We start from the raw sequence: 20486 nt of genomic DNA on the forward strand, positions 1-20486 counted from the left end.
CCAGCTATTCGGGTGACCGCTGCTTAGTCAAATGCAGCGGTCGTTCTTTTTGGAGAATCGCCCATGAAGTTTCGTTTTCCCGTCGTCATCATTGACGAAGATTTTCGCTCCGAGAACATCTCGGGTTCCGGCATCCGGGCTTTGGCCGAAGCTATCGAGAAAGAAGGCGCGGAAGTGCTCGGGCTGACGAGCTACGGCGACCTGACTTCGTTCGCGCAGCAGTCGAGCCGCGCATCGTGCTTCATCCTCTCGATCGACGACGACGAGTTGCTGCCGTACGTCGATAACGTGGTGGTGGAAGGCGAGACGCCCGAACTGGCGGCCGCGATCATCGCGCTGCGCGCGTTCGTGACCGAAGTACGCCGCCGCAACGCCGATATTCCGATCTTCCTGTACGGCGAAACGCGCACCTCGCGCCACTTGCCGAACGACATCCTGCGCGAACTGCACGGCTTCATCCACATGTTCGAGGACACGCCGGAGTTCGTCGCGCGCCACATCATCCGCGAGACCAAGGTGTACCTGGATTCGCTCGCGCCGCCGTTCTTCAAGGAACTGGTGCAGTACGCGGACGAAGGCTCGTATTCATGGCATTGCCCGGGGCACTCGGGCGGCGTCGCGTTCCTGAAGAGCCCGCTTGGCCAGATGTTCCACCAGTTCTTCGGCGAGAACATGCTGCGCGCCGACGTGTGTAATGCCGTCGACGAACTCGGTCAGTTGCTCGATCACACCGGCCCGATTGCCGCCTCCGAGCGCAATGCGGCGCGCATCTTCAGCGCGGACCACGTGTTCTTCGTGACCAACGGCACGTCGACCTCGAACAAGATCGTCTGGCACGGCACGGTTGCGCCGGGCGATATCGTGCTGGTGGACCGCAATTGCCACAAGTCGATCCTGCACGCGATCACGATGACCGGCGCGATTCCGGTGTTCCTCACGCCGACGCGCAATAACTTCGGCATCATCGGCCCGATTCCGCGCAGCGAATTCGAGCCGGAAAACATTCGCAAGAAGATCCTGGCGAATCCGTTCGCCCGCGAAGCCTTGGCCAAGAATCCGGACCTGAAGCCGCGCATCCTGACCATCACGCAGAGCACCTATGACGGCGTGATCTACAACGTCGAGATGATCAAGGAAATGCTCGGCGACTGGCTCGATACGCTGCACTTCGACGAAGCCTGGCTGCCGCACGCCGAGTTCCACGAGTTCTATCAGGACATGCACGCGATCGGCGCCGGCCGTCCGCGCATCGGCGCACTGGTGTTCGCCACGCACTCCACGCACAAGCTGCTGGCCGGTATTTCGCAGGCTTCGCAGATCGTCGTGCAGGATTCGAAGAACAGCCGCTTCGACAAGCATCGCTTCAACGAAGCGTATCTGATGCACACGTCGACCAGCCCGCAGTACGCGATCATCGCCTCGTGCGACGTGGCCGCGGCCATGATGGAAGCGCCGGGCGGCACGGCTCTGGTTGAAGAGTCGATTGCCGAAGCGTTGGATTTCCGCCGCGCGATGAGCAAGGTCGACGCCGAATACGGCGACGACTGGTTCTTCAAGGTGTGGGGCCCGGAGACGTTCGCGGAAGAAGGCATCGGCTCGCGCGAAGACTGGATGCTGCGCCCGAACGATGCGTGGCACGGCTTCGGTCCGCTCGCCGAAGGTTTCAACATGCTGGACCCGATCAAGGCGACCATCGTCACGCCGGGTCTGGATATGGACGGCGGCTTCGGCGAGTCCGGCATTCCGGCTGCGATCGTCACGAAGTATCTGGCCGAGCACGGCATCATCGTCGAGAAGACCGGGCTGTACTCGTTCTTCATCATGTTCACGATCGGCATCACCAAGGGCCGCTGGAACTCGATGGTGACTGAGTTGCAGCAGTTCAAGGACGACTACGACAACAACCAGCCGCTGTGGCGCGTGCTGCCCGAGTTCGTCTCGCATCATCCGATGTACGAGCGTGTCGGTCTGCGCGATCTGTGCGAGCAGATCCACAGCGTGTATCGCGCGAACGACATTGCGCGCCTGACGACCGAGATGTACCTGTCGAGCATGGAACCGGCAATGAAGCCGTCGGATGCGTTTGCCAAGCTCGCGCACCGCGAGATCGACCGGGTAGCGATCGACGAACTCGAAGGCCGCGTCACGTCGATCCTGTTGACGCCGTATCCGCCGGGTATTCCGCTGCTGATTCCTGGCGAGCGCTTCAACAAGACCATCGTCAACTATCTGCGTTTCGCGCGCGAGTTCAACGAGCGCTTCCCGGGTTTCCACACGGATATCCACGGGCTTGTCGGCGAAACGATCAACGGGCGCATCGAATACTTCGTCGATTGCGTGCGCGCCTGACGATGTGGGGGGTGAAGTCCCTGCTGGGCGCTGACGGCTGGCGGCGCGCGTTTGGCGCGCTGACCCTGACGTCGGCGCTGTCGGTGGGGCTGCTTGCTGTGGCGCTCGGTGTGATGCCTTCGGCGGCGCATGCCGAAGTCGCCGCTGCCGACCCGATCGACGCGTCGATGCGCACCTGTCTTGCGCGCAGTGACATGTCGTCGACGGCGGGGCAGGTGCAGTGCATGGACACCGCGCGGATCGGCTGGAAGGCCGCGTTGGACGGCGCGTGGCAGCAGCTTCAGGCGAAGTTGCCGCCGGCGCAACGCAAACCATGGGAAAAGAGCCAGGCAAGCTGGCTGGCCTCGCGCGATGTCGAGAAGCAGTTGCTGGCGGCCGTGTTCGCGACGACGCATGGCTCGATGTATGTGCTGGCCGAAGCCGATATGCAATTACAGCCGGTGCGTGACCGCGCGCTTGCGCTGCGCAGCGCCTTGGCCAGGACCAGCGCCGGCGGCGGGGACCCACCGCGCCCTCCGCGCGCCTGTACCGCGGACGCGCAATGCGAACACGCGATGTTCGATCTGAACCGCTATTACCGCCGCTTGCAATCGAAGATGCCGGCGCGCTCGCGTCCGACGCTCGCGCGCGCCCAAAAGGCCTGGAGCGCGTATCTCAACGCCGCCACGCCGGTGATCGACGAAGGCAGCCGTATCGATATCATCGGTGCGCGGGTGGCGACGCTCAAGCGCTTGTCGGAGACGGTCGGCAACGACTGAGTGTTCGCGGCTTACGTGAGCAGGTAGGCTTCGGCTTGCGACGAGGGCCGCGCAAGTGCCGGCTCCCCTAGCAGGTCGCGCATGGCGTCTTCGATACCGAGCGACATTGTTTCGAGCGCGAGGTCGTTGTCGTCGGTACCGAAGGGCTCTTCGATCTGCGAGGCGATCGCTTCGTGCGCCATGAAGGTGTACGCGACGAACACTGCGAAGACCGGCGTGAAGATGCCGATGCTGTCGACCAGTCCGAACGGCAGGGACGCGCAAAAGAAATACACCGTGCGGTGAATCATCACCGAGTAGGCGAAGGCCAGCGGCGTCGACACGATACGCTCGCAACCGCCGATCACATCCGACAGGCCATTCAGGTTCCGATCGAAAGCGAGCACCGCCATCGGATCGATCGCGCCTGTTTGTGCGTGGCGCTGCACCCATTCGCCGAGAAACAGCAGCAGTGTTGCCGGTTTGTAGCGCGACGCTATGACGCGGTCGAAAAGCGCTTTGGGCAGGCGTGCTGCGAGATCTTCACGCGGGTCGCTATTGCGGAGCTGGTGACGCAGGGCATGGGGGAGGGCGCTGAGGGCGGCGACGAACTCCTTGATGTCTTCCTTCGGCAACTGTTTATTTTGCAGCGTGAGGGCCTGGCGGGTGAGCGAGCGGGACTCGTTCAGCAACTGGCCCCAGAGCTTGCGGGCTTCCCACCAGCGGTCGTAGCTGGCATTGTTCCGGAAGCCTAGAAAGACCGCCAACGCTATGCCTATCAGGGAAAATGGGGCGGTGGTATTGAGATTGAGCGAGACCGGCAGCAGGTGGTCGTGGGCGGCTACCGCGACGATCGCGATGCAGAAAATCAGGAATAGCCTCGGCAGCAGTTGCGGGAGGACGGAGCCTCTCCAGGCAAGCAGCATGCGGAACCAATGGAGGTGGGGGCGGATGATCATCGCAGCGGGTTTTTGCCTTCGGCGGGTGGGGTTCTATTATCGCTAAAGGTGTTGGACCATGGTTTTTTTTGCCTTTGGCGGCGGCATTGTCCGTGTTCTTAGGGCTTTGGCCTTTCCTTGAATTGTTAGTGGTCTATTAGCGTTGCCCCTGTGCGGGGCGGCACTTACTTTCTTTGCCGCCGCAAAGAAAGATAAGCAAAGAAAGCGGCTCAAACCACTCCTGCTAAGTGGGCACCGTGGTTTGCATAGGGTAGTGGTGCATCTGGAATCCGTGTTCTCGCGCGTTCAGCGCTTGTGACAAAGGACTCATCAGCTCCCACTCCGCACTGCGTGCGTCGCGGACGGGTCTGCAGGGGAAACCACGGGCTTCGGTTGAGGTCAGTGGGGGGCCGTCGGCTTCGCCTCGGCGAGGCGCGAGCGTCAAAACGTAGCGGGTGGTTTTAAGAAGTACACTTCGGCGCGCGCAGCGCCGCCGGAAGTATGACGCCCTTGTCACTGGCGTATGCACGTGCACGAACACAGATTCCAGATGCACCACTACCCGTAGCAGACCACGGTGCCCACTTAGCATTAGCGGTTTAAGCTGCTTTCTCTTGCCTACTTCTCTTTGCAGCCGGCAAAGAGAAGTAGGTGCCGCCCCGCACAGGGGCAACGCTAATAGACCACTAACAAATCAAGGAAAGGCCAACGCCCCAAGAACACTGACAAAAGCGCCGCGAAGGCCAAAAAACAACCCTTAATCCCGCGGCGAAGAAGCCGCCCCATGACTTAACCAATCGAGCACAGCAGTAGCATCATCATCCGCGCCTTGTCGCGCCTTAGCGACCGTCTCAGCCACATCGGGGCTAGGCACAGCGCGCCGAATCGCCACACCAACGGCAAGAATATCAATCATGACGAGATGCAGAATCCGCGAAATCATCGACAACTGCGACTCGCGAATCTCAATGTGATCGGTCTCCAAAGCAACAGTAGCCCGCTTGGCCAGCGCCGTGTTGCTGGACGTAATGGCAATCACCTTCGCCCCCGCCTGCATGGCGACATCCAGCACACGCAATAACTCAGGCGCACGTCCCGACTTCGACACGGCCACAATCACATCACCCTTGCCAAGCAACGCAGCAGACGCCGCCTGCATATACAGATCGCCATAGGCAATCGTCGGAATACCAAACCGGAAGAACTTGTAATGCGCGTCCTGCGCGACGATATTCGAATTGCCGAGCCCATAAAACTCGATCCGCCGCGCGCCGTTCAACAGATCAATGGCCCGCTCGACCTGGTCGAAATTCAAATGCTCGCGCAACTGCAGAATCGCCGACACGGTGTTGTCCAGCACCTTCGCGCCGAAGTCCGTCGCGGTATCGCCCAGATGCACCTGGCTATGACTCACCGGAATCGTGCCGGTCAAACCCGTCGCCAGCTTCAGCTTGAAATCCGACAAACCCTGGCAGCCGAGCGAGCGGCAAAAACGGATCACCGTCGGCTGGCTCACGTCGGCCTTGCGCGCGATATCCACGATCGGATCGTTGATGATCGAACGCGGATGATTCAACGCGAGATCGGCCACGCGGCGCTCGGCCGGCGTCAACGCGTCGCGCATCTGGCGAATCCGCTCGAACACGGCCGATGAGCTGCCGCCCGCGCGGTTCGACAACTGCTCCGCGAGAATCGCCGACACACCCAGAAACGCCGGGTATTCAGCGGTAATCACGTAGGTCGGCACGTTCTGCAAGTACGCCTCGAAGCGGCCCTTCGCCTCGAACCGTTTGCGAAACGACGAACGCGAGAAGAACTCGCCGAGCCGCGGCACGACGCCGCCGCCAATGTAAATGCCGCCCAATGCGCCGAGCGTCACCGCAATATTGCCGGCGAAGGTGCCGAGAATTCCACAGAACACGTCGACGGATTCGGCCGCGAGCGGCTCGCCATCCAGCGCGCGTTTGACGATCTCGACTGTGTCGACGTTGGCCGACACACGCTTCTTGTCGCGGCCCGCCAGCGCACGGTAAATTACTTCGATGCCGGGACCCGCGGCCACACGTTCGAACGAGACGTGCGACCACTTCTTGCGTGCGTACTGCAGCACGATGTCTTCGCGTTCGTCGGCCGGCGCGAAGGTGGCGTGGCCGCCTTCGCTGCCGAGCGCAATCCAGCGGTCGTCGGCGGGAATCAGGCCGGATACGCCCATGCCGGTGCCCGGGCCGAGCAGGCCGATCACGCTGTTCGGACGGCGCGCGCCGCCGCCCACCTGCACGCGCTGCGCGTCGGTCAGGCCGGGCAGCGCCATGGCCAGCGCGGTAAAGTCGTTCACCACCAGCAACGTGTCGAAGCCGAGCGCGCGGCGCGTGGCTTCGATCGAAAAGCTCCAGTCGTGATTGGTCATGCTGACCTGATCGCCGTCGACCGGGTTCGCAATCGCAATCGCCGCGTGATTCACGCGGCCGATCTTGGTGTCCTTCAGATATTTCTTGATGACTTCGGCAACGCCCGGATAGTCCGCGCACGGATAGACCTGCACCGAGCCGATTTCGCCCGGGCTGTATTCGAGCGCGAAACGCGCATTGGTGCCGCCGATGTCGGCGAGCAGCCTCGGTCCGTCGGCGTGCTGGCCCGCGCCCGGAACAGCCTTAGTTTGCACACCAGTAGACATCGAGTCTCACTCCCTTGTCGTTTGCCAACTGCGAGATGGCATTTTTTTGTAGCGAAGCGGCGGCGGCATTCAGCACGTCCATCTTTCGCGGTCCTGCGATCAGCAAAAACAGGTGCTTAACTTCTTTCAGAGCGGAGAGCGACCAGCTCACACGCGCATGGGGTGCGCTGCCGGGATGCACGGCAACGAAGCGCTCGGGGGTGGCGATCGCGTAGTCCCATTCGGGCGCATCCGCGAAAATCGACGCGGTGTGACCGTCTTCGCCCATGCCGAGAATCGCGACGTCCGGCACGGCGCTAAAGCGCGCGTCGGCGTTCAGCGCGGCAACGTGCGCGTTCAGGTCTTGCGTGGCATCGACCAGCGGCCAGAAAGCAGCATTTTTTGCGGCGTTCTGCAACAGCGTGTCGTGCACGAGTTGCGAATTGCTCGCGCTGTCCGTGTCCGGTACCCAGCGGTCGTCGACCAGCGTCACGGCAATGCGCGCCCAGTCGAAGGATTGCGTGGACAACGTCTGCAGAAACGGACGCGGGCTGCTGCCGCCGGACACTGCAAGCATTGCCGGGCGCGCGTCGTTGGTTGACGTAGCCGTCTGTGCGGCGAGCGACGCATGTAACGCGTCGCCAACCGCCTTCGCCAACGCGTCGGATTGGGCGCGTTGATCGTCGAAAGCGTGAAGCTCGATCACTTCTCCTCCGTGCTGCTTTCTTGTTAGATCTGCGGAACGTGCCATGCTGCTCTCACGCGATGCCTGCAAGTGGGATGACTTGCAGGCGCCTTCGTGATACCGGCGCCATTCCGTTCAGTTCGTCGGTGGGTCTTGCAGGCGCCGTGCCGTGCTTCGATCGGGATCGCGCATGGTACGACGCCGTAATTCAGTTGATTCAATTCTCTTCTTCGAGCCAGCAGGTGCCGTGCTGCGCCAACATCGCGCTCGCCGCTGCCGGCCCCCACGTGCCTGCTGCATACGGCTTGGGCGGCTTGTTGGCAGCAGCCCATTCGTTGAGGATCGGTTCGACCCAACGCCATGCCGCTTCCTGCTCGTCGCGCCGCACGAACAGCGCGAGGCGGCCGTTGATGACATCGAGCAGCAGACGTTGATACGCCTCCATTTGCCCTTCGCGGAAGAAGCGGTCGAACGCGAGGTCGAGGTGGACGCTGGCGAGGTTCATGCCTTCGCCTGGCTGCTTCGCGAGACAGTAGAGACGAATGGTTTCGTTCGGCTGCAAACGGATCACGAGACGGTTCGCACCGCCGCGCAACGCGGACGCGCCGAGTGCCGAATGCGGCACCGCACGAAAATTCACCACGATCTCGGCGACGCGATCCGCGAGACGCTTGCCCGTGCGCAGGAAAAACGGCACACCGGCCCAGCGCCAGTTTTCGATTTCCACCTTCACCGCAACGAAGGTTTCGGTGGTGCTGTCCGTCTTCACGCCAGGCTCGGTGGCATACGCCGGCACCGCGCTGCCGCGGATCACGCCCGCATGATACTGGCCGCGCACGGCGACCTTGCCGATATCGCGCGGATCGATCGGCTTCAACGCGCGCAGCACGCGCAGCTTTTCGTCACGGACCGAGTCGGAATCCATCGAATGCGGCGGTTCCATCGCGACGATGGAAAGCAGTTGCAGCAAATGGTTCTGCACCATGTCGCGCAACGCGCCGGTGTTGTCGTAGAAGTCGCCGCGCGCTTCCACGCCGAGTTCTTCCGCAATCGTGATCTGAATGCTTTCCACCCATTCGCGGCGCCACAGCGGTTCGAACAGCACATTGCCGAAGCGCAGCGCGAGCAGGTTCTGCACCGGCTCCTTACCGAGGTAGTGGTCGATCCGGTAGATCTGTTCTTCAGCGAAGATTTCACCGACTGCATCATTAATTGCGTTGGACGACTTGAGGTCGTAGCCGAGCGGCTTTTCCAGCACGATGCGCGAATTTTCGTTGAGCCCCACCGACGCGAGCGCGCGGCAGATCGGCACGAACAGCGACGGACCCGTGGCCAGATAGAACACCCGAATGCCGGGGCGGCCGCTCAAGGCGTCGCGCAGCAGCGTGAAGTCTTCGGGGTTGCCGAGATCGATCTTCACGAACTCGATACGGTCGAGGAAGCTCGCCCATGCTGTTTCATCCACACCGTTCTTCGACACGTGCGGTTTGACGTGCTCATTGACCCAGTCAATGTAGGCAGCACGATCAGCCACATGCCGTGCTACCGCGACGATCTTGCCACTGTCGGCCAGCATGCCGCCTGCACGGTGCGCTTCAAACAGTGCCGGCAGGATCTTTCGCATGGCCAGATCGCCGGTTCCGCCGAAGAGAACGAAGGTGAAGCTTGAATCGGTTTGCATGTGTCTCCGTCGATATCCTGGGGTCGCCGTGGGGACCGAAAAAGGGCGACCGTAGTCCGATAAAATATTTTTTGACACTGAATTGTAGTTTAACTACAATCCAAATCAAGAGGTAGCGCTAATTCGATGAAAAAAGCGTGCGCTGTGAGGCTAGATGCGCGTTTTCCCGAATCGGCAGGCGTCCCCTTCATGTTAACGGACATTGCGTGCGAGCACGTGCCAGCATGCCCCCGGCAGCCCTTACGGAAGGCCGGAAAGCTAACCTGGCGTCAGGGTTAACGTGCAAGGCACCTCGAGTCTGCCGCGCGCGACGCGGGCAGGCAAAAATCAAAAGAGGAGACAGTCAGTTGCATCCCGAACCACTCATCTCTTGAGCTTCCAGCGGCCGGATATCGGTCCGCCGGCACATGCCTTAACGCATGCGCCCGACCGTGCTCGATCGCCCAGTGTTTTGCCTGTTTGAACCAACCACAGCACCCTGGCGACATCAGGGGCCATTTGTTTTTTGTTCAGGTGTCTGGAGGAGATAAGCAATGAAATTTCGCGCGATCATGGGCGCTTTGTGCGCCGCAGGTCTGATGTGTGGCGTCTCGGCTGTGCAAGCTGCCGAGTCGATCGAAGTGTTGCACTGGTGGACTTCGGGCGGCGAATCGAAAGCCGTCGGCGTCCTCAAGGACGACATGACGAAGCAGGGTTACACGTGGAAGGACTTCGCGGTTGCTGGCGGCGCGGGTGCGGCTGCCATGACGGCACTGAAGACGCAGGTGATCTCGGGCAACGCGCCGAGCGCTGCGCAGATCAAGGGTCCGCTGATCCAGGACTGGGCTTCGCAAGGCGTGCTGGTGCCGATCGACTCGGCCGCAGCCGACTGGAAGAAGAACCTGCCGCCGGAAATCGACAAGATCATGCACGCGGACGGTCACTACGTGGGAGCACCGTTCTCGGTGCACCGCGTGAACTGGCTGTACATCAACAAGGCAGCGCTGGACAAGGCAGGCGGCAAGGTGCCGACCACGTGGCCTGAGTTCTTCGCGGTGGCCGACAAGATGAAGGCCGCGGGCATCCAGCCGATCGCGATGGGCGGTCAGCCGTGGCAAGACCTGACGCTGTGGGAAGACGTGGTGCTGTCGCAAGGCGCAGGCTTCTACAAGAAGGCGCTGGTTGATCTCGACGAGAAGACGTTGACGTCGGACCAGATGGTCGGCGTGTTCGACACGGTCCGCAAGATCCAGGGTTACTTCGACGCGGGCCGCACGGGCCGTGACTGGAACCTGGCAACGGCGATGGTCATCAACGGCAAGGCCGGCATGCAGTTCATGGGCGACTGGGCCAAGGGCGAGTTCGCCAACGCCGACAAGAAGGCGGGCTCGGACTACATCTGCGCTGCGGTTCCGGGCACGGAAAAGGCTTACACGTTCAACGTCGACTCGTTTGTGTTCTTCCAGCAGAAGGGCCAGAAGACTGCAACGCCGGGTCAATTGGCACTGGCCAAGACGATCATGTCGCCGGAGTTCCAGGAACAGTTCAGCCTGAACAAGGGTTCGATCCCGGTTCGTCTGGGCGTGTCGATGGCCAAGTTCGACGACTGCGCGAAGAAGTCGTACGCGGATGAACAAGTGGCGATCAAGTCGGGCGGCTATGTGCCTTCGCTGGCACACGGCATGGCGCAACCGGATGCAGCAGCCGGCGCGATCTCGGACGTGGTCACGAAGTTCATGAACTCGCAGCAAGATTCGAAGACCGCGGTTGCCGCGCTCGCGAAGGCTGCGAAGACCAAGTAAGTGACGTAAGCGAAGTGGCGCGCCTGGTGGTTCCCCTCGTGGGTGCCGGGCGCGTTCTTCGGATTGCTTGCAGCCGTTGCGTTACTTAGGGCGAGACACTTCACCCCTGGTTTCATCGAGTCACACCTATGCCGTCCCGGTCTCGCGTCTTTCGTGAGTGAGCGCCCCGGCGGTACAGTTTCAGCAGGAGTCGAGTAGTGACTGCTTCTATCAGCGGAAACGGGAAAACGGCCACCGTGACCCGCCGCACGTCGCCGATGGCGGCCCTTGCCGATCGCTGGATTCCGAAGCTGGTGCTCGCACCCAGCGTCGTGATCAGCCTGATCTTCGTGTATGGCTTCATCGCCATTACCGGCTTTCTGTCGCTATCGAATTCGCGACTGATGCCACGTTATGAATTTGTCGGTCTCGACCGTTATCGCGAACTGTTCGATAACGATGTGTTCTGGACTTCGGCTGCCAACCTCGGCTGGTTCGGCATTCCGTTTATCGGTATCTGTATCGGCCTCGGTCTGTTCCTCGCGATCCTGCTCGATCAGCAGATCCGCAATGAAGGCGCGCTGCGCGCCGTGTTCCTGTACCCGATGGCGCTTTCGTTCATCGTGACGGGTACGGCGTGGCAATGGATCATGACGCCGAGCGTCGGCCTCGAGAAGGTGTTCCACGACTGGGGCTGGACGAGCTTCTCGTTCAGTTGGCTCGGCGACCCGGACAAGGCGATTTTCTGCGTCGTGGTCGCGGCGGTGTGGCAATCCACCGGCTTCGTGATGGCGCTGTTCCTCGCGGGCCTGCGTGGTGTAGATGCTGAAATCTTCAAGGCTGCGCAGATGGACGGCGCGGGCTTGCCCACCATCTATCGCAAGATCGTGATTCCGAGCATGCGTCCGGTGTTCTTCTCCGTGCTGCTGATTCTCTGCCACATCACGATCAAGACCTTTGACCTGGTCGTCGCGCTGACCGCGGGCGGTCCGGGTACGTCTTCATCGCTGCCGGCTATTTTCATGTACACGTTTTCGTTCAATCGCGGGCAGCTGGGCGTCGGCGCGGCATCGTCGATGATGATGCTCGCCACCGTTGTGGCCGTGCTCGTGCCGCTGATGTATCTGGAATCGAGGAGCACGCGCAATGCAGCCTAAGATGACGATCAGCCGTGCCGTCATTTATGCGGCCTTGATTCTGTTTGCCCTGTATTTCCTGTTCCCGCTGTACGTGATGCTGTCCACGTCGTTCAAGGATGTCGACCAACTGCGCACCGGTAATTTGCTCACGCCGCCGACGCACTGGACCATCGACCCCTGGATCAAGGCATGGAGCGGTGCGTGTACGGGTGTGCGCTGCGACGGCATGCAGCCGTTCTTCATGAACTCCGTGCGCATGGTGATTCCGGCCGTGCTGATCTCGTCGATCATCGGCGCGTTCAACGGTTATGTGCTCACGCACTGGCGTTTCCGCGGCGCGGATCCGATCTTCACGATGATCCTGGTCGGCTGTTTTATTCCGTTCCAGGCGATCCTGTTGCCGATGGCGCGTTTCGAAGGCTTGCTCGGCCTGTCGAATTCGATAACCGGTCTGGTGGTGGTGCACGTGATTTACGGTATCGCCTTCACCACGATGTTCTTCCGCAACTTCTACGTGAGCATTCCGGCTGAACTCGTGAAGGCCGCGCGGATCGACGGTGCCGGTTTCTTCACGATCTTCACGAAGATTCTGATGCCGGTGTCGCTGCCGATTTTCATGGTGTGCCTGATCTGGCAATTCACGCAGATCTGGAATGACTTCCTGTTCGGGATTGTGTTCTCCGGTGTCGATTCGATGCCGATCACGGTGGCGCTGAACAACCTCGTGAACACCTCGACCGGCGTGAAGGAATACAACGTGGACATGGCCGGCGCGATTATCGCCGCTTTGCCGACGCTGCTCGTCTATATCGTCGCCGGCCGCTATTTCGTGCGCGGTCTGACGGCGGGCGCAGTCAAGGGCTAAACCATACGCATCGCGGTGGCGCTTCTTCCGGGAAACGCCGCCGTCATCCGACCAGAGTTTTCAAGCAGTACCAGAGACAAGAGGATTCACAGCATGGCAAGCCTTTCCATCCGTGACGTGTACAAAACTTACCCGAATGGGGTGCCGGTTCTGAAGGGTGTCAACATCGACATCGAAGACGGCCAGTTCCTGATTCTCGTCGGCGGCTCGGGCTGCGGGAAGTCGACGCTGCTCAACATGATCGCCGGCCTCGAAACCGTGACCAAGGGCGAGATCCAGATCGACGGCAAGACGGTGAACAACCTCTCGCCGAAAGATCGCGACATCGCGATGGTGTTCCAGTCGTACGCGCTGTATCCGTCCATGACGGTGCGCGAGAACATCTCGTTCGGCCTGGGCATCCGCAAGGTGCCGAAGCAGGAGCAGGCGCAGATCGTCGACCGCGTGTCGAACACGCTGCAGATCACACACCTGCTGGACCGCAAGCCGGGTCAGCTCTCCGGTGGTCAGCGTCAGCGCGTGGCCATGGGCCGTGCGCTCGCACGCGATCCGGTGATGTTCCTGTTCGACGAACCGCTGTCGAACCTCGACGCGAAGCTGCGCATCGAAATGCGCTCGGAAATCAAGCTGCTGCATCAACGCCTCGGCACGACGATCGTCTACGTGACGCACGATCAGATCGAAGCCATGACGCTCGGCGACCGCATCGCGGTGATGAAAGACGGCATCGTCCAGCAGTTCGGCGCACCGCAGGAAATCTACGACTCGCCGGCGAATCTGTTCGTGGCTGGCTTTATCGGCGCGCCGCCGATGAACTTCATCCAGGGCAAGCTGGTGGAGCAGGGTTCGGGCGTGGGCATCGAACTGGATACGGGCGGCATGCGCGGCGTGCTGAACCTGCCGTTCGACTCAGCCAAGGTGAAGTCGCACGTGGGGCGTGAAGTGATTCTGGGCCTGCGCCCGGAGCGGATCACCGACGCACGCGGTGCGCATGGCGACCACGCAAATCTGCAGCCGATCGAAGTGAAGGTCGACGTGATCGAGCCGACCGGACCGGACACGCTGGTGTTCGCGCAGGTTAACGGCAAGCGCATTGTGAGCCGTGTGCACCCGGCCTCGAATCCGCAGCCGTTGACGAATACGACGCTGTTGTTCGATGCGTCGAAGGCGGTGTTGTTCGATCCGACTAATGAAGAGCGGATTGCCTGAGGCGGGTAATTCGCTGAGCGATCCGCTTTGAAGAAAGCCCCATGCGTTGCGAGACGCATGGGGCTTTTTTTCATTTGCCAGGTGCTGTTTGGATCGGGTTGCAGTGGGCTCGGAGCATGGCGCTCCGCGACGTGACGTCAAACGTCCTTGATGCGCAGATCCGGATTGTTCCGCGCCAGCTCGGTGACCCACTCGGTGAAGGCGCGCAGCCGTGAACTCAGATTGCGGCGATGTGCGTACAGGATCGACAGCGGCGTACCGGGGCTCGTGTAGTTCGTGAGAATTTCCTTGAGCGCGCCTTGCGCAATCAGATCCGCGACCATGAAGCGCGACGGCTGGATGATGCCGTGGCCGAGCGCGCTCGCGCTGATGTAGACGCTGCCGTCATTCACCGCGAGCACGCTCTTCAACGTGACCTTGACGATCTCGCCGTCCACCTCGTACTCGAATGGAAAGGTCTTGCCGCTGCGCGCGGAAACGTAGTTGACCGCGCGATGCTCGCTGAGCTCCTCGAGTGTGGTCGGCGTGCCGAATTGCTCCAGATAGGCGGGCGACGCGCAGGTCACGATCCGCGCCTCGCCGATGCGCCGCGCGACGAGACTCGACTCTTCCGGCGTGCCCATGCGGATCACGCAATCCACCCCGTCCTGAATCAGATCGATATTGCGATCCGCCAGCCCAAGCCGCACGTCGATCTCGGGGTATTGCCGGTAGAAGTCGTCGAGCGCGGGCAGCAGCAACGCTCGGGCGAGCGTGCCGGACGTATCGACGCGAATCGTGCCGCTCGGATGTTCGCGCTTGTTCGACAGCGACGACTCGGCATCGGCGACTTCGGCGAGGATGCGCACGCAGCGGTCGTAGAACAGCGCGCCGTCTTCGGTGACGCTGACCTGCCGCGTCGAACGGTTCAGAAGCCGCACGCCGACGTGTTCTTCCAGAGCCTGAATGGTCCGGCTGACTTTGGCGCGGGGCAGGTCGAGCGACTCGGATACTTTGGTGAAGCTGTTCGCCTCGACCACACGCGTAAATATCTCCATCGCTTCGAAACGGTCCATGTTTTGCCTTATGAGTGATGGGCGGAAGTGGGTTTCGAAGTGAAGTGTATCGCTTGGAAATAGTGTTGGCGCGCTCGCGTGGTTATGTCGGGTCCGTGCCGGGTTCGTACGATCAATCCCGATCAGGCGCGCCAAGTGGGAACAGCGGGCGATACGGGCGTGCTTCGTCGACTGCGCGTGCGAACGATGGCCGGGCCAGCAGCCGCTTCCGGTAGGCGAGCACGTGCTCAAAGGCCGGGCCGATGCGATGCGTCCAGTCGGCGTAGAAGAGGAACGGCGCGGCGCCGCAGTCGGCGAGGCTGAACGCATCGCCGGCCGCCCATTCGCGCCCGGCCATCACCGTGTCGAGCCAACCGTAGGCGGTGTCGAGCATGTCGCGGGCTTCGGTCACGGCGCGCGGATCACGCTCCGGCTCGGCGCGCAGACTGTCGTACACGATCTTTTGCTGAGGCGTGGAGATGTAGTTGTCGAAGAAGCGATCCATGCTGCGCACTTCCAGCGCGGTGCGGGCATCGGCCGGCAAAAGCGGCACCGGACCCGGGTGATACAGGCCGAGATACTCGATGATGATGCTCGCCTCCACCACGGTCCGGCTGCCGTCGACCAGCACGGGAAAGCGCTTGATCGGCCAGAGCGCGGCGAACTCAGCCATGACCTGCGGGTCGTCGTGCGCGAGCAGGCGCAGTTCGAACGGCGTGCCGTTTTCGTAAAGCGCGGTCAGCACCTTCTGGCAGTAGGAGGAGAAGGGGTGGGCATAGAGCTTCAGGGTCATCGTGGTCACCTAGGGCGGTTTGCGAGGAGCGCTGTGGCGCGCTGACGGCCGGAGGGGCCGTTTACCTGACGACGAACGGCAGCGGTGGGAATCGACAACCTTGCGACAGCCCAGAAAATTTTAGTGGAAGGCGAATGTTGGTCCGAATCCGGCAAAGACCGGACGCTAGAAAAAGCCTGTGCGCGGCGATTTGTTACGACAAAACGTCACAAACTTTCAAGAAACATAGTGTAACATTTGAAAAAATTGTAAGAAATCGACGTGACCGCGACGTAGCCGGTTTGCCGCCGTAATCAGAAAGACCACCGGGGCGTCACGCAATAAATAACGAATAACTCGACGCACGGAGCCTTTGCATGTCAACGATCACCACGACGTCTGTGAACAGCGCGACTGCCAACGCGCAGAACCAGGTGCAGCAAGCGGCGCAATCGATTATCAATGGCTCCACCGGCAACTCGACGATGGACGTGGCGTCGCTGGTGTCGGCCCTCGTGAATGCGAAGACGGCTGGCCAGACGGCGGCGCTGAAGGCCAAACAGACGAGTGATACCACGACCTTGTCCGCGTACGGCGCCCTGAGTTCCGCGTTGAACGCCTTGCAGGCCGCGATCAAGAGTCTCTCGGACGGAACCACCCTGTCGACCTTCGGGGCCACCGCGAGCGGCAAAGGCATGGACCCCAAGGCGGGTCCCGGCGCGGTCGCCGGCAGCTATTCGATTGACGTCAAGCAGATCGCTGCGTCGCAGAGTCTGTCATCAGCGGCGTTCGATTCCACCGCCAAGTTGGGCACCGGCAAGTTGACCATCGCGGTCGGCGCCAAGTCGATGGATGTCACGGTCGACAGCACGAACAACACGCTGAGCGGCATCGCCAATGCGATCAACAAGGCGGGCAACAATCCTGGCGTCACGGCCACCATCGTGACCGGCACGGGCGGCGCCCACCTGGTGTTGCGCTCGACCACCACCGGCGCGGCCAACACGATCAACGTGTCCACCAGCGGCGTCCAGAACGACGCAGGCCTGTCGAGCCTCGGCGTAACCTCCACGCCGGGTGCGAACGGCGCGGCGTCCACGATCGTATCTTCGGATACCAGCAAGGCCTGGCAGCAAAGCGAAGCCGCTCAGGACGCGCAGTTCACCATCGGCGGGATTGAGGCGAGCAGCTCCACGAACGCGGTCACCTCGGCAATTTCCGGCGTCACGCTGAATCTGTCGAGCGCCGCGGTCGGCACCACGCAGACACTGACAATCGCGCCGGATACGACCGCGCAGAACACGGCCATCACGAACTTCGCCAATCTCTACAACACTGTCGTCACGACCATCAACTCGCTGTCCTCGTACGACAAGTCGTCGAAGACCGGCGGCGCGCTGCTCGGCGATTCGACGCTGACGACGATCAAGAATACGTTGGCGTCGATCGTTGGCGGGGGCGTCGGCACGGGGTCGTCAGCGGTGGGGCTCGCTTCGATTGGCATTACGCTGAAGGGCGATCCGGCGGACGGCACGCTGGTCATCGACAGCAAGAAGCTGAGTACGTCGCTCACCAGCAGCCCGGCGCAAGTCGCCACGTTGTTCAACTCGACCAACGGCATCGGCGTCAAGCTGAACAAGAGCATTGCCGACTTCGTGAAGACGGGCGGCATCATCGACACCCGCAGCACGGCGTTGAATGCCGACCTGAAGAGCATCACCACGCAGCAGACCACGCTCGCCAATTACAGCGCGCAGTTGACGAAGCAGTACCAGAATCAGTTCACCGCGCTCAACACGCTGATGGCGACGATGAACAACAACTCCCAGTACCTGACGGCGCTGTTTGGCGGCTCGAAGAGTGCGGGGGCGTTGGCGACCAACAAGTAAGGCTGCTTTAAAGCGCGCGCCGCCTGAATCCGGGCGGCGCGCTTTTGATGAGGGCAGTTTGATGAAACAAGCTTAGTGAGGCAGCCGGACGTTGAACCTGAACGTCGCCAGCCTCGCGAGCAGGATAAAAGCGGTAGCGATCAACACGCTATAAACCGTATCGACGTCCATATAGTCCAGCAGCACGTACAGCCAGCACCCCACAAAAGCGCATGTCGCGTACGGCCGCGAATCACGCAAAATCAGCGGCACCTCGTTGCACAGCACGTCGCGAATCACGCCGCCGAATACGCCGGCCAACACACCCATCATCACCGACGTGAACCACGGCATCTGCGCGTCGTGCGCGATCGACGTGCCTGAAATGCTGAACAAACCCAGCCCGATCGCATCGGCCACCAGCAGGACCCGCTCGGAGAGCAGGCGCGACGTCATCTTCAGGAGCGTTGGCGCAAACAACGACATCACGAAGATCGCGATGAGATAGGTCTGATGCTCGACCCAGTAAAAGGGCCGCCGCTCCAGCAGCACGTCGCGCAAGGTGCCGCCGCCGAAGGCCGTCGCGACAGCCACGAGGAAGGTGCCCACGGCGTCGAGCCGGCGGGTCCTCGCTTCGATAAAACCGGAGATCGCGTACGCGAAAATAGCCAGCGCTTCCATGATGGTCAGCGCCAGCGTCAGCCTCGGATGGATCACCGGGACTCCGTCAGGACTTGGGGGAAGCCGGCAATACGCCCGGCTGTAACAGCACGACCACTGCACCCGCGCCGCCGTCATGCGGACGCGCCTGACAGAAAGCGATCACCTCAGACTTCTGCACGAGCCACGCGCGCACTTTGCCCTTCAATACGGGTTCTTTCCCGATCGACCCGAGGCCTTTGCCGTGAATCACGCGCAAACACCGCAGGCCACGTTTCACCGATTCACGAATGAACTCGGCCAGCGCCTCGCGCGCTTCCTCGCGACGCATGCCGTGCAGATCGATTTGTGCCTGCACGATCCAATCGCCGCGCCGCAGTTTGCGGACGACTTCCTGGCTCACGCCGGGACGGCAATAGGAGAGCGTTTCGTCGGTTTCGAGCAGGATCTCGGGATCGAACTCGTCGGAGATCGCTTCATGCAGCACGGCTTCTTCGTCGAGTTTGGTTTGCACCGGCAGCGGCGACGGAGGATTGCGCGGCAAGCTGGCGCGCGGCGGGACCGCCAGTGGCGCAACTGCGCCGATTTCGCGGCGAAACAGATCGGCGTCCGCCGACGCTTCGCGTTGCGCCGCCGCTGCAGCCGCGCGCTCACGTTCACGCCGTTGCGTGTCGCCCTTTAACGCATCGCGCAACGCGCCGAGGCCGGCTAGACCTGCGGCCGGCTCGATCTTCGGTTTGACGGCGGGTGCGGATACCTCGGGCGCGGGCTGGGCAACGGCACGCGCGCGCTTCGGTTCGCTAGGATGGGGCTGATTCTTCGGCATATCGCTAATACACAGAAAAGTAGATCGATCGCGCGAATCCGACGCGAACAGGATGCAAAAAAGGCCGCTGGCTTCTCAGCCGCGGCCTTCTATCAAGCAGGCGGCCGGGCCATGCCCAGCCGCCATTTTACCGTTGCGCTTATGGTTACAGATGAGGTTGCAGATCAGCGGTCGGCTTCGGCGCTCATCACGTGCTCACCAATCTCTTCGATGGTTTCCAGGTAACGCTGCGCGTCGAGCGCGGCCATACAGCCCGTGCCTGCGCTGGTGATCGCCTGACGATAGACGTGATCCTGCACGTCGCCCGCCGCGAACACGCCCGGCACGCTGGTCGCCGTTGCGAATCCGTTCAGACCGCCCTTGGTGATGATGTAGCCGTTCTTCATCTCCACCTGGCCTGCGAAAATGTCCGTGTTCGGCTTGTGGCCAATCGCGACGAAGATGCCTTGCAGCGCGATGTCCGTGGTGTCGCCGGTTTGCGTGTTCTTGATACGCAGGCCGGTCACGCCGGACTGGTCGCCGGTCACTTCGTCGAGCGTGCTGTTCCACTTGATCTCGACCAGGCCTTCCTTTTCTTTCGCCAGCAGACGGTCGATCAGGATCGGTTCGGCGCGGAACTTGTCGCGGCGATGGATCACCGTCACCTTCTTGGCGATGCCAGAAAGATAGAGGGCTTCCTCGACTGCGGTATTGCCGCCGCCGATCACGGCCACATGTTGTTGTTTGTAGAAGAAGCCGTCGCAAGTGGCGCAAGCCGACACGCCCTTGCCCATGAACAATTCTTCAGACGGCAGGCCGAGATACTGCGCCGATGCGCCGGTCGAGATGATCAGCGAGTCGCAGGTGTATTCGCCCGAGTCGCCAATCAGGCGGATCGGCTTCTCATCCAGCTTGGCCGTGTGGATGTGGTCGAAAATGATTTCGGTGTTGAAGCGCTCGGCGTGCTCCAGGAAGCGCTGCATCAGCTCCGGGCCTTGCACGCCGTTGCCGTCTGCCGGCCAGTTTTCGACGTCGGTCGTGGTCATCAGTTGGCCGCCCTGGGCGAGACCCGTGACGAGTACCGGCGACAGGTTGGCGCGTGCCGCGTAGACCGCTGCCGTGTAGCCGGCGGGACCGGAACCGAGAATCAGAACTTTGGCGTGTTTCGTGGAAGTAGCGGGCATGATCGAAATCCTTTTACGGCGCCCGGCTCGCCCATGCGAGGCCGCGCGACTTGAGCTGAAACTATAGATGGGTATCAGAGCGGCATTATAAAGGGCGGCACGCCGGCCTGCTCCATGAAGCTTTCCGATCGTGGCGATAGCGTTGCT

16 protein-coding genes are annotated in these 20486 nt (G+C 61.6%); 7 read left to right on the forward strand and 9 right to left on the reverse strand.

Annotated elements, in window-relative coordinates; genetic code table 11:
- Nucleotides 1-63 precede the first annotated feature (63 nt).
- Entirely contained in the window at nucleotides 64-2349 is a 2286-nt protein-coding gene (locus tag M0D67_RS34125; protein ID WP_266241364.1) for an arginine/lysine/ornithine decarboxylase, read from the forward strand.
- Nucleotides 2350-2351: 2 nt separating this feature from the next.
- Nucleotides 2352-3107, forward strand: a complete 756-nt coding sequence (locus M0D67_RS34130) for a lysozyme inhibitor LprI family protein (RefSeq protein WP_266241382.1) — start codon at nucleotides 2352-2354, stop codon at nucleotides 3105-3107.
- Nucleotides 3108-3118: 11 nt separating this feature from the next.
- Here M0D67_RS34130 and M0D67_RS34135 read toward each other — a convergent pair whose 3' ends face one another.
- From M0D67_RS34135 to zwf, 4 genes are all read right to left on the reverse strand, one after another.
- On the reverse strand, nucleotides 3119-4045 hold the full coding sequence (locus M0D67_RS34135) for a bestrophin family protein (RefSeq protein WP_266241366.1): 927 nt from the start codon (nucleotides 4043-4045) through the stop codon (nucleotides 3119-3121).
- Between the two features lie 736 nt (nucleotides 4046-4781).
- Complete coding sequence (locus tag M0D67_RS34140; protein ID WP_266241368.1) at nucleotides 4782-6698, reverse strand: bifunctional transcriptional regulator/glucokinase; 1917 nt, start codon at nucleotides 6696-6698, stop codon at nucleotides 4782-4784.
- The gene (pgl, locus tag M0D67_RS34145) at nucleotides 6676-7383 is read right to left on the reverse strand and encodes a 6-phosphogluconolactonase (RefSeq protein WP_171925046.1); all 708 of its coding nucleotides are present in this window, start codon (nucleotides 7381-7383) and stop codon (nucleotides 6676-6678) included. Before pgl ends, M0D67_RS34140 begins: the two co-directional genes overlap by 23 nt.
- A 196-nt stretch (nucleotides 7384-7579) precedes the next feature.
- Entirely contained in the window at nucleotides 7580-9043 is a 1464-nt protein-coding gene (zwf, locus tag M0D67_RS34150; RefSeq protein WP_154562066.1) for a glucose-6-phosphate dehydrogenase, read from the reverse strand.
- Between the two features lie 533 nt (nucleotides 9044-9576).
- Between zwf and M0D67_RS34155 the strand changes: the two genes are divergently transcribed.
- The 4 genes from M0D67_RS34155 to M0D67_RS34170 all read left to right on the forward strand — a co-directional run bounded on the left by M0D67_RS34155 (nucleotide 9577) and on the right by M0D67_RS34170 (nucleotide 14016).
- Complete coding sequence (locus M0D67_RS34155; RefSeq protein WP_171924994.1) at nucleotides 9577-10824, forward strand: ABC transporter substrate-binding protein; 1248 nt, start codon at nucleotides 9577-9579, stop codon at nucleotides 10822-10824.
- Nucleotides 10825-11021: 197 nt separating this feature from the next.
- Entirely contained in the window at nucleotides 11022-11960 is a 939-nt protein-coding gene (locus tag M0D67_RS34160; protein WP_097391669.1) for a carbohydrate ABC transporter permease, read from the forward strand.
- Nucleotides 11950-12807, forward strand: coding sequence for a carbohydrate ABC transporter permease (locus tag M0D67_RS34165; protein ID WP_093643967.1), 858 nt, complete (start codon nucleotides 11950-11952; stop codon nucleotides 12805-12807). Before M0D67_RS34160 ends, M0D67_RS34165 begins: the two co-directional genes overlap by 11 nt.
- A gap of 93 nt (nucleotides 12808-12900) precedes the next feature.
- The gene (locus M0D67_RS34170) at nucleotides 12901-14016 is read left to right on the forward strand and encodes an ABC transporter ATP-binding protein (protein ID WP_154562062.1); all 1116 of its coding nucleotides are present in this window, start codon (nucleotides 12901-12903) and stop codon (nucleotides 14014-14016) included.
- A gap of 137 nt (nucleotides 14017-14153) precedes the next feature.
- Here the strand turns inward: M0D67_RS34170 and M0D67_RS34175 are convergent, their stop codons facing one another.
- Nucleotides 14154-15071 (reverse strand): LysR family transcriptional regulator, encoded by a 918-nt coding sequence (locus tag M0D67_RS34175; RefSeq protein ID WP_154562060.1) that lies wholly within the window; start codon nucleotides 15069-15071, stop codon nucleotides 14154-14156.
- A gap of 112 nt (nucleotides 15072-15183) precedes the next feature.
- Nucleotides 15184-15843 (reverse strand): glutathione S-transferase family protein, encoded by a 660-nt coding sequence (locus M0D67_RS34180; protein ID WP_266241373.1) that lies wholly within the window; start codon nucleotides 15841-15843, stop codon nucleotides 15184-15186.
- Between the two features lie 356 nt (nucleotides 15844-16199).
- On the opposite strand from M0D67_RS34180, the gene fliD reads away from it, so the two are divergent.
- Complete coding sequence (fliD, locus tag M0D67_RS34185; RefSeq protein WP_154562056.1) at nucleotides 16200-17711, forward strand: flagellar filament capping protein FliD; 1512 nt, start codon at nucleotides 16200-16202, stop codon at nucleotides 17709-17711.
- Nucleotides 17712-17783: 72 nt separating this feature from the next.
- Here fliD and M0D67_RS34190 read toward each other — a convergent pair whose 3' ends face one another.
- The 3 genes from M0D67_RS34190 to trxB form a co-directional block, all read right to left on the reverse strand.
- A complete protein-coding gene (locus M0D67_RS34190) occupies nucleotides 17784-18404 on the reverse strand; it encodes a trimeric intracellular cation channel family protein (protein ID WP_168435769.1) in 621 nt (206 codons plus the stop codon).
- 13 nt (nucleotides 18405-18417) lie between these two features.
- Nucleotides 18418-19176 (reverse strand): Smr/MutS family protein, encoded by a 759-nt coding sequence (locus M0D67_RS34195; protein ID WP_154562054.1) that lies wholly within the window; start codon nucleotides 19174-19176, stop codon nucleotides 18418-18420.
- A gap of 164 nt (nucleotides 19177-19340) precedes the next feature.
- Entirely contained in the window at nucleotides 19341-20339 is a 999-nt protein-coding gene (gene trxB / locus M0D67_RS34200; protein ID WP_154562052.1) for a thioredoxin-disulfide reductase, read from the reverse strand.
- Between the last annotated feature and the right edge of the window lie 147 nt (nucleotides 20340-20486).

This window comes from Paraburkholderia sp. SECH4, from assembly GCF_030511745.1.
GTDB lineage: Bacteria > Pseudomonadota > Gammaproteobacteria > Burkholderiales > Burkholderiaceae > Paraburkholderia > Paraburkholderia madseniana.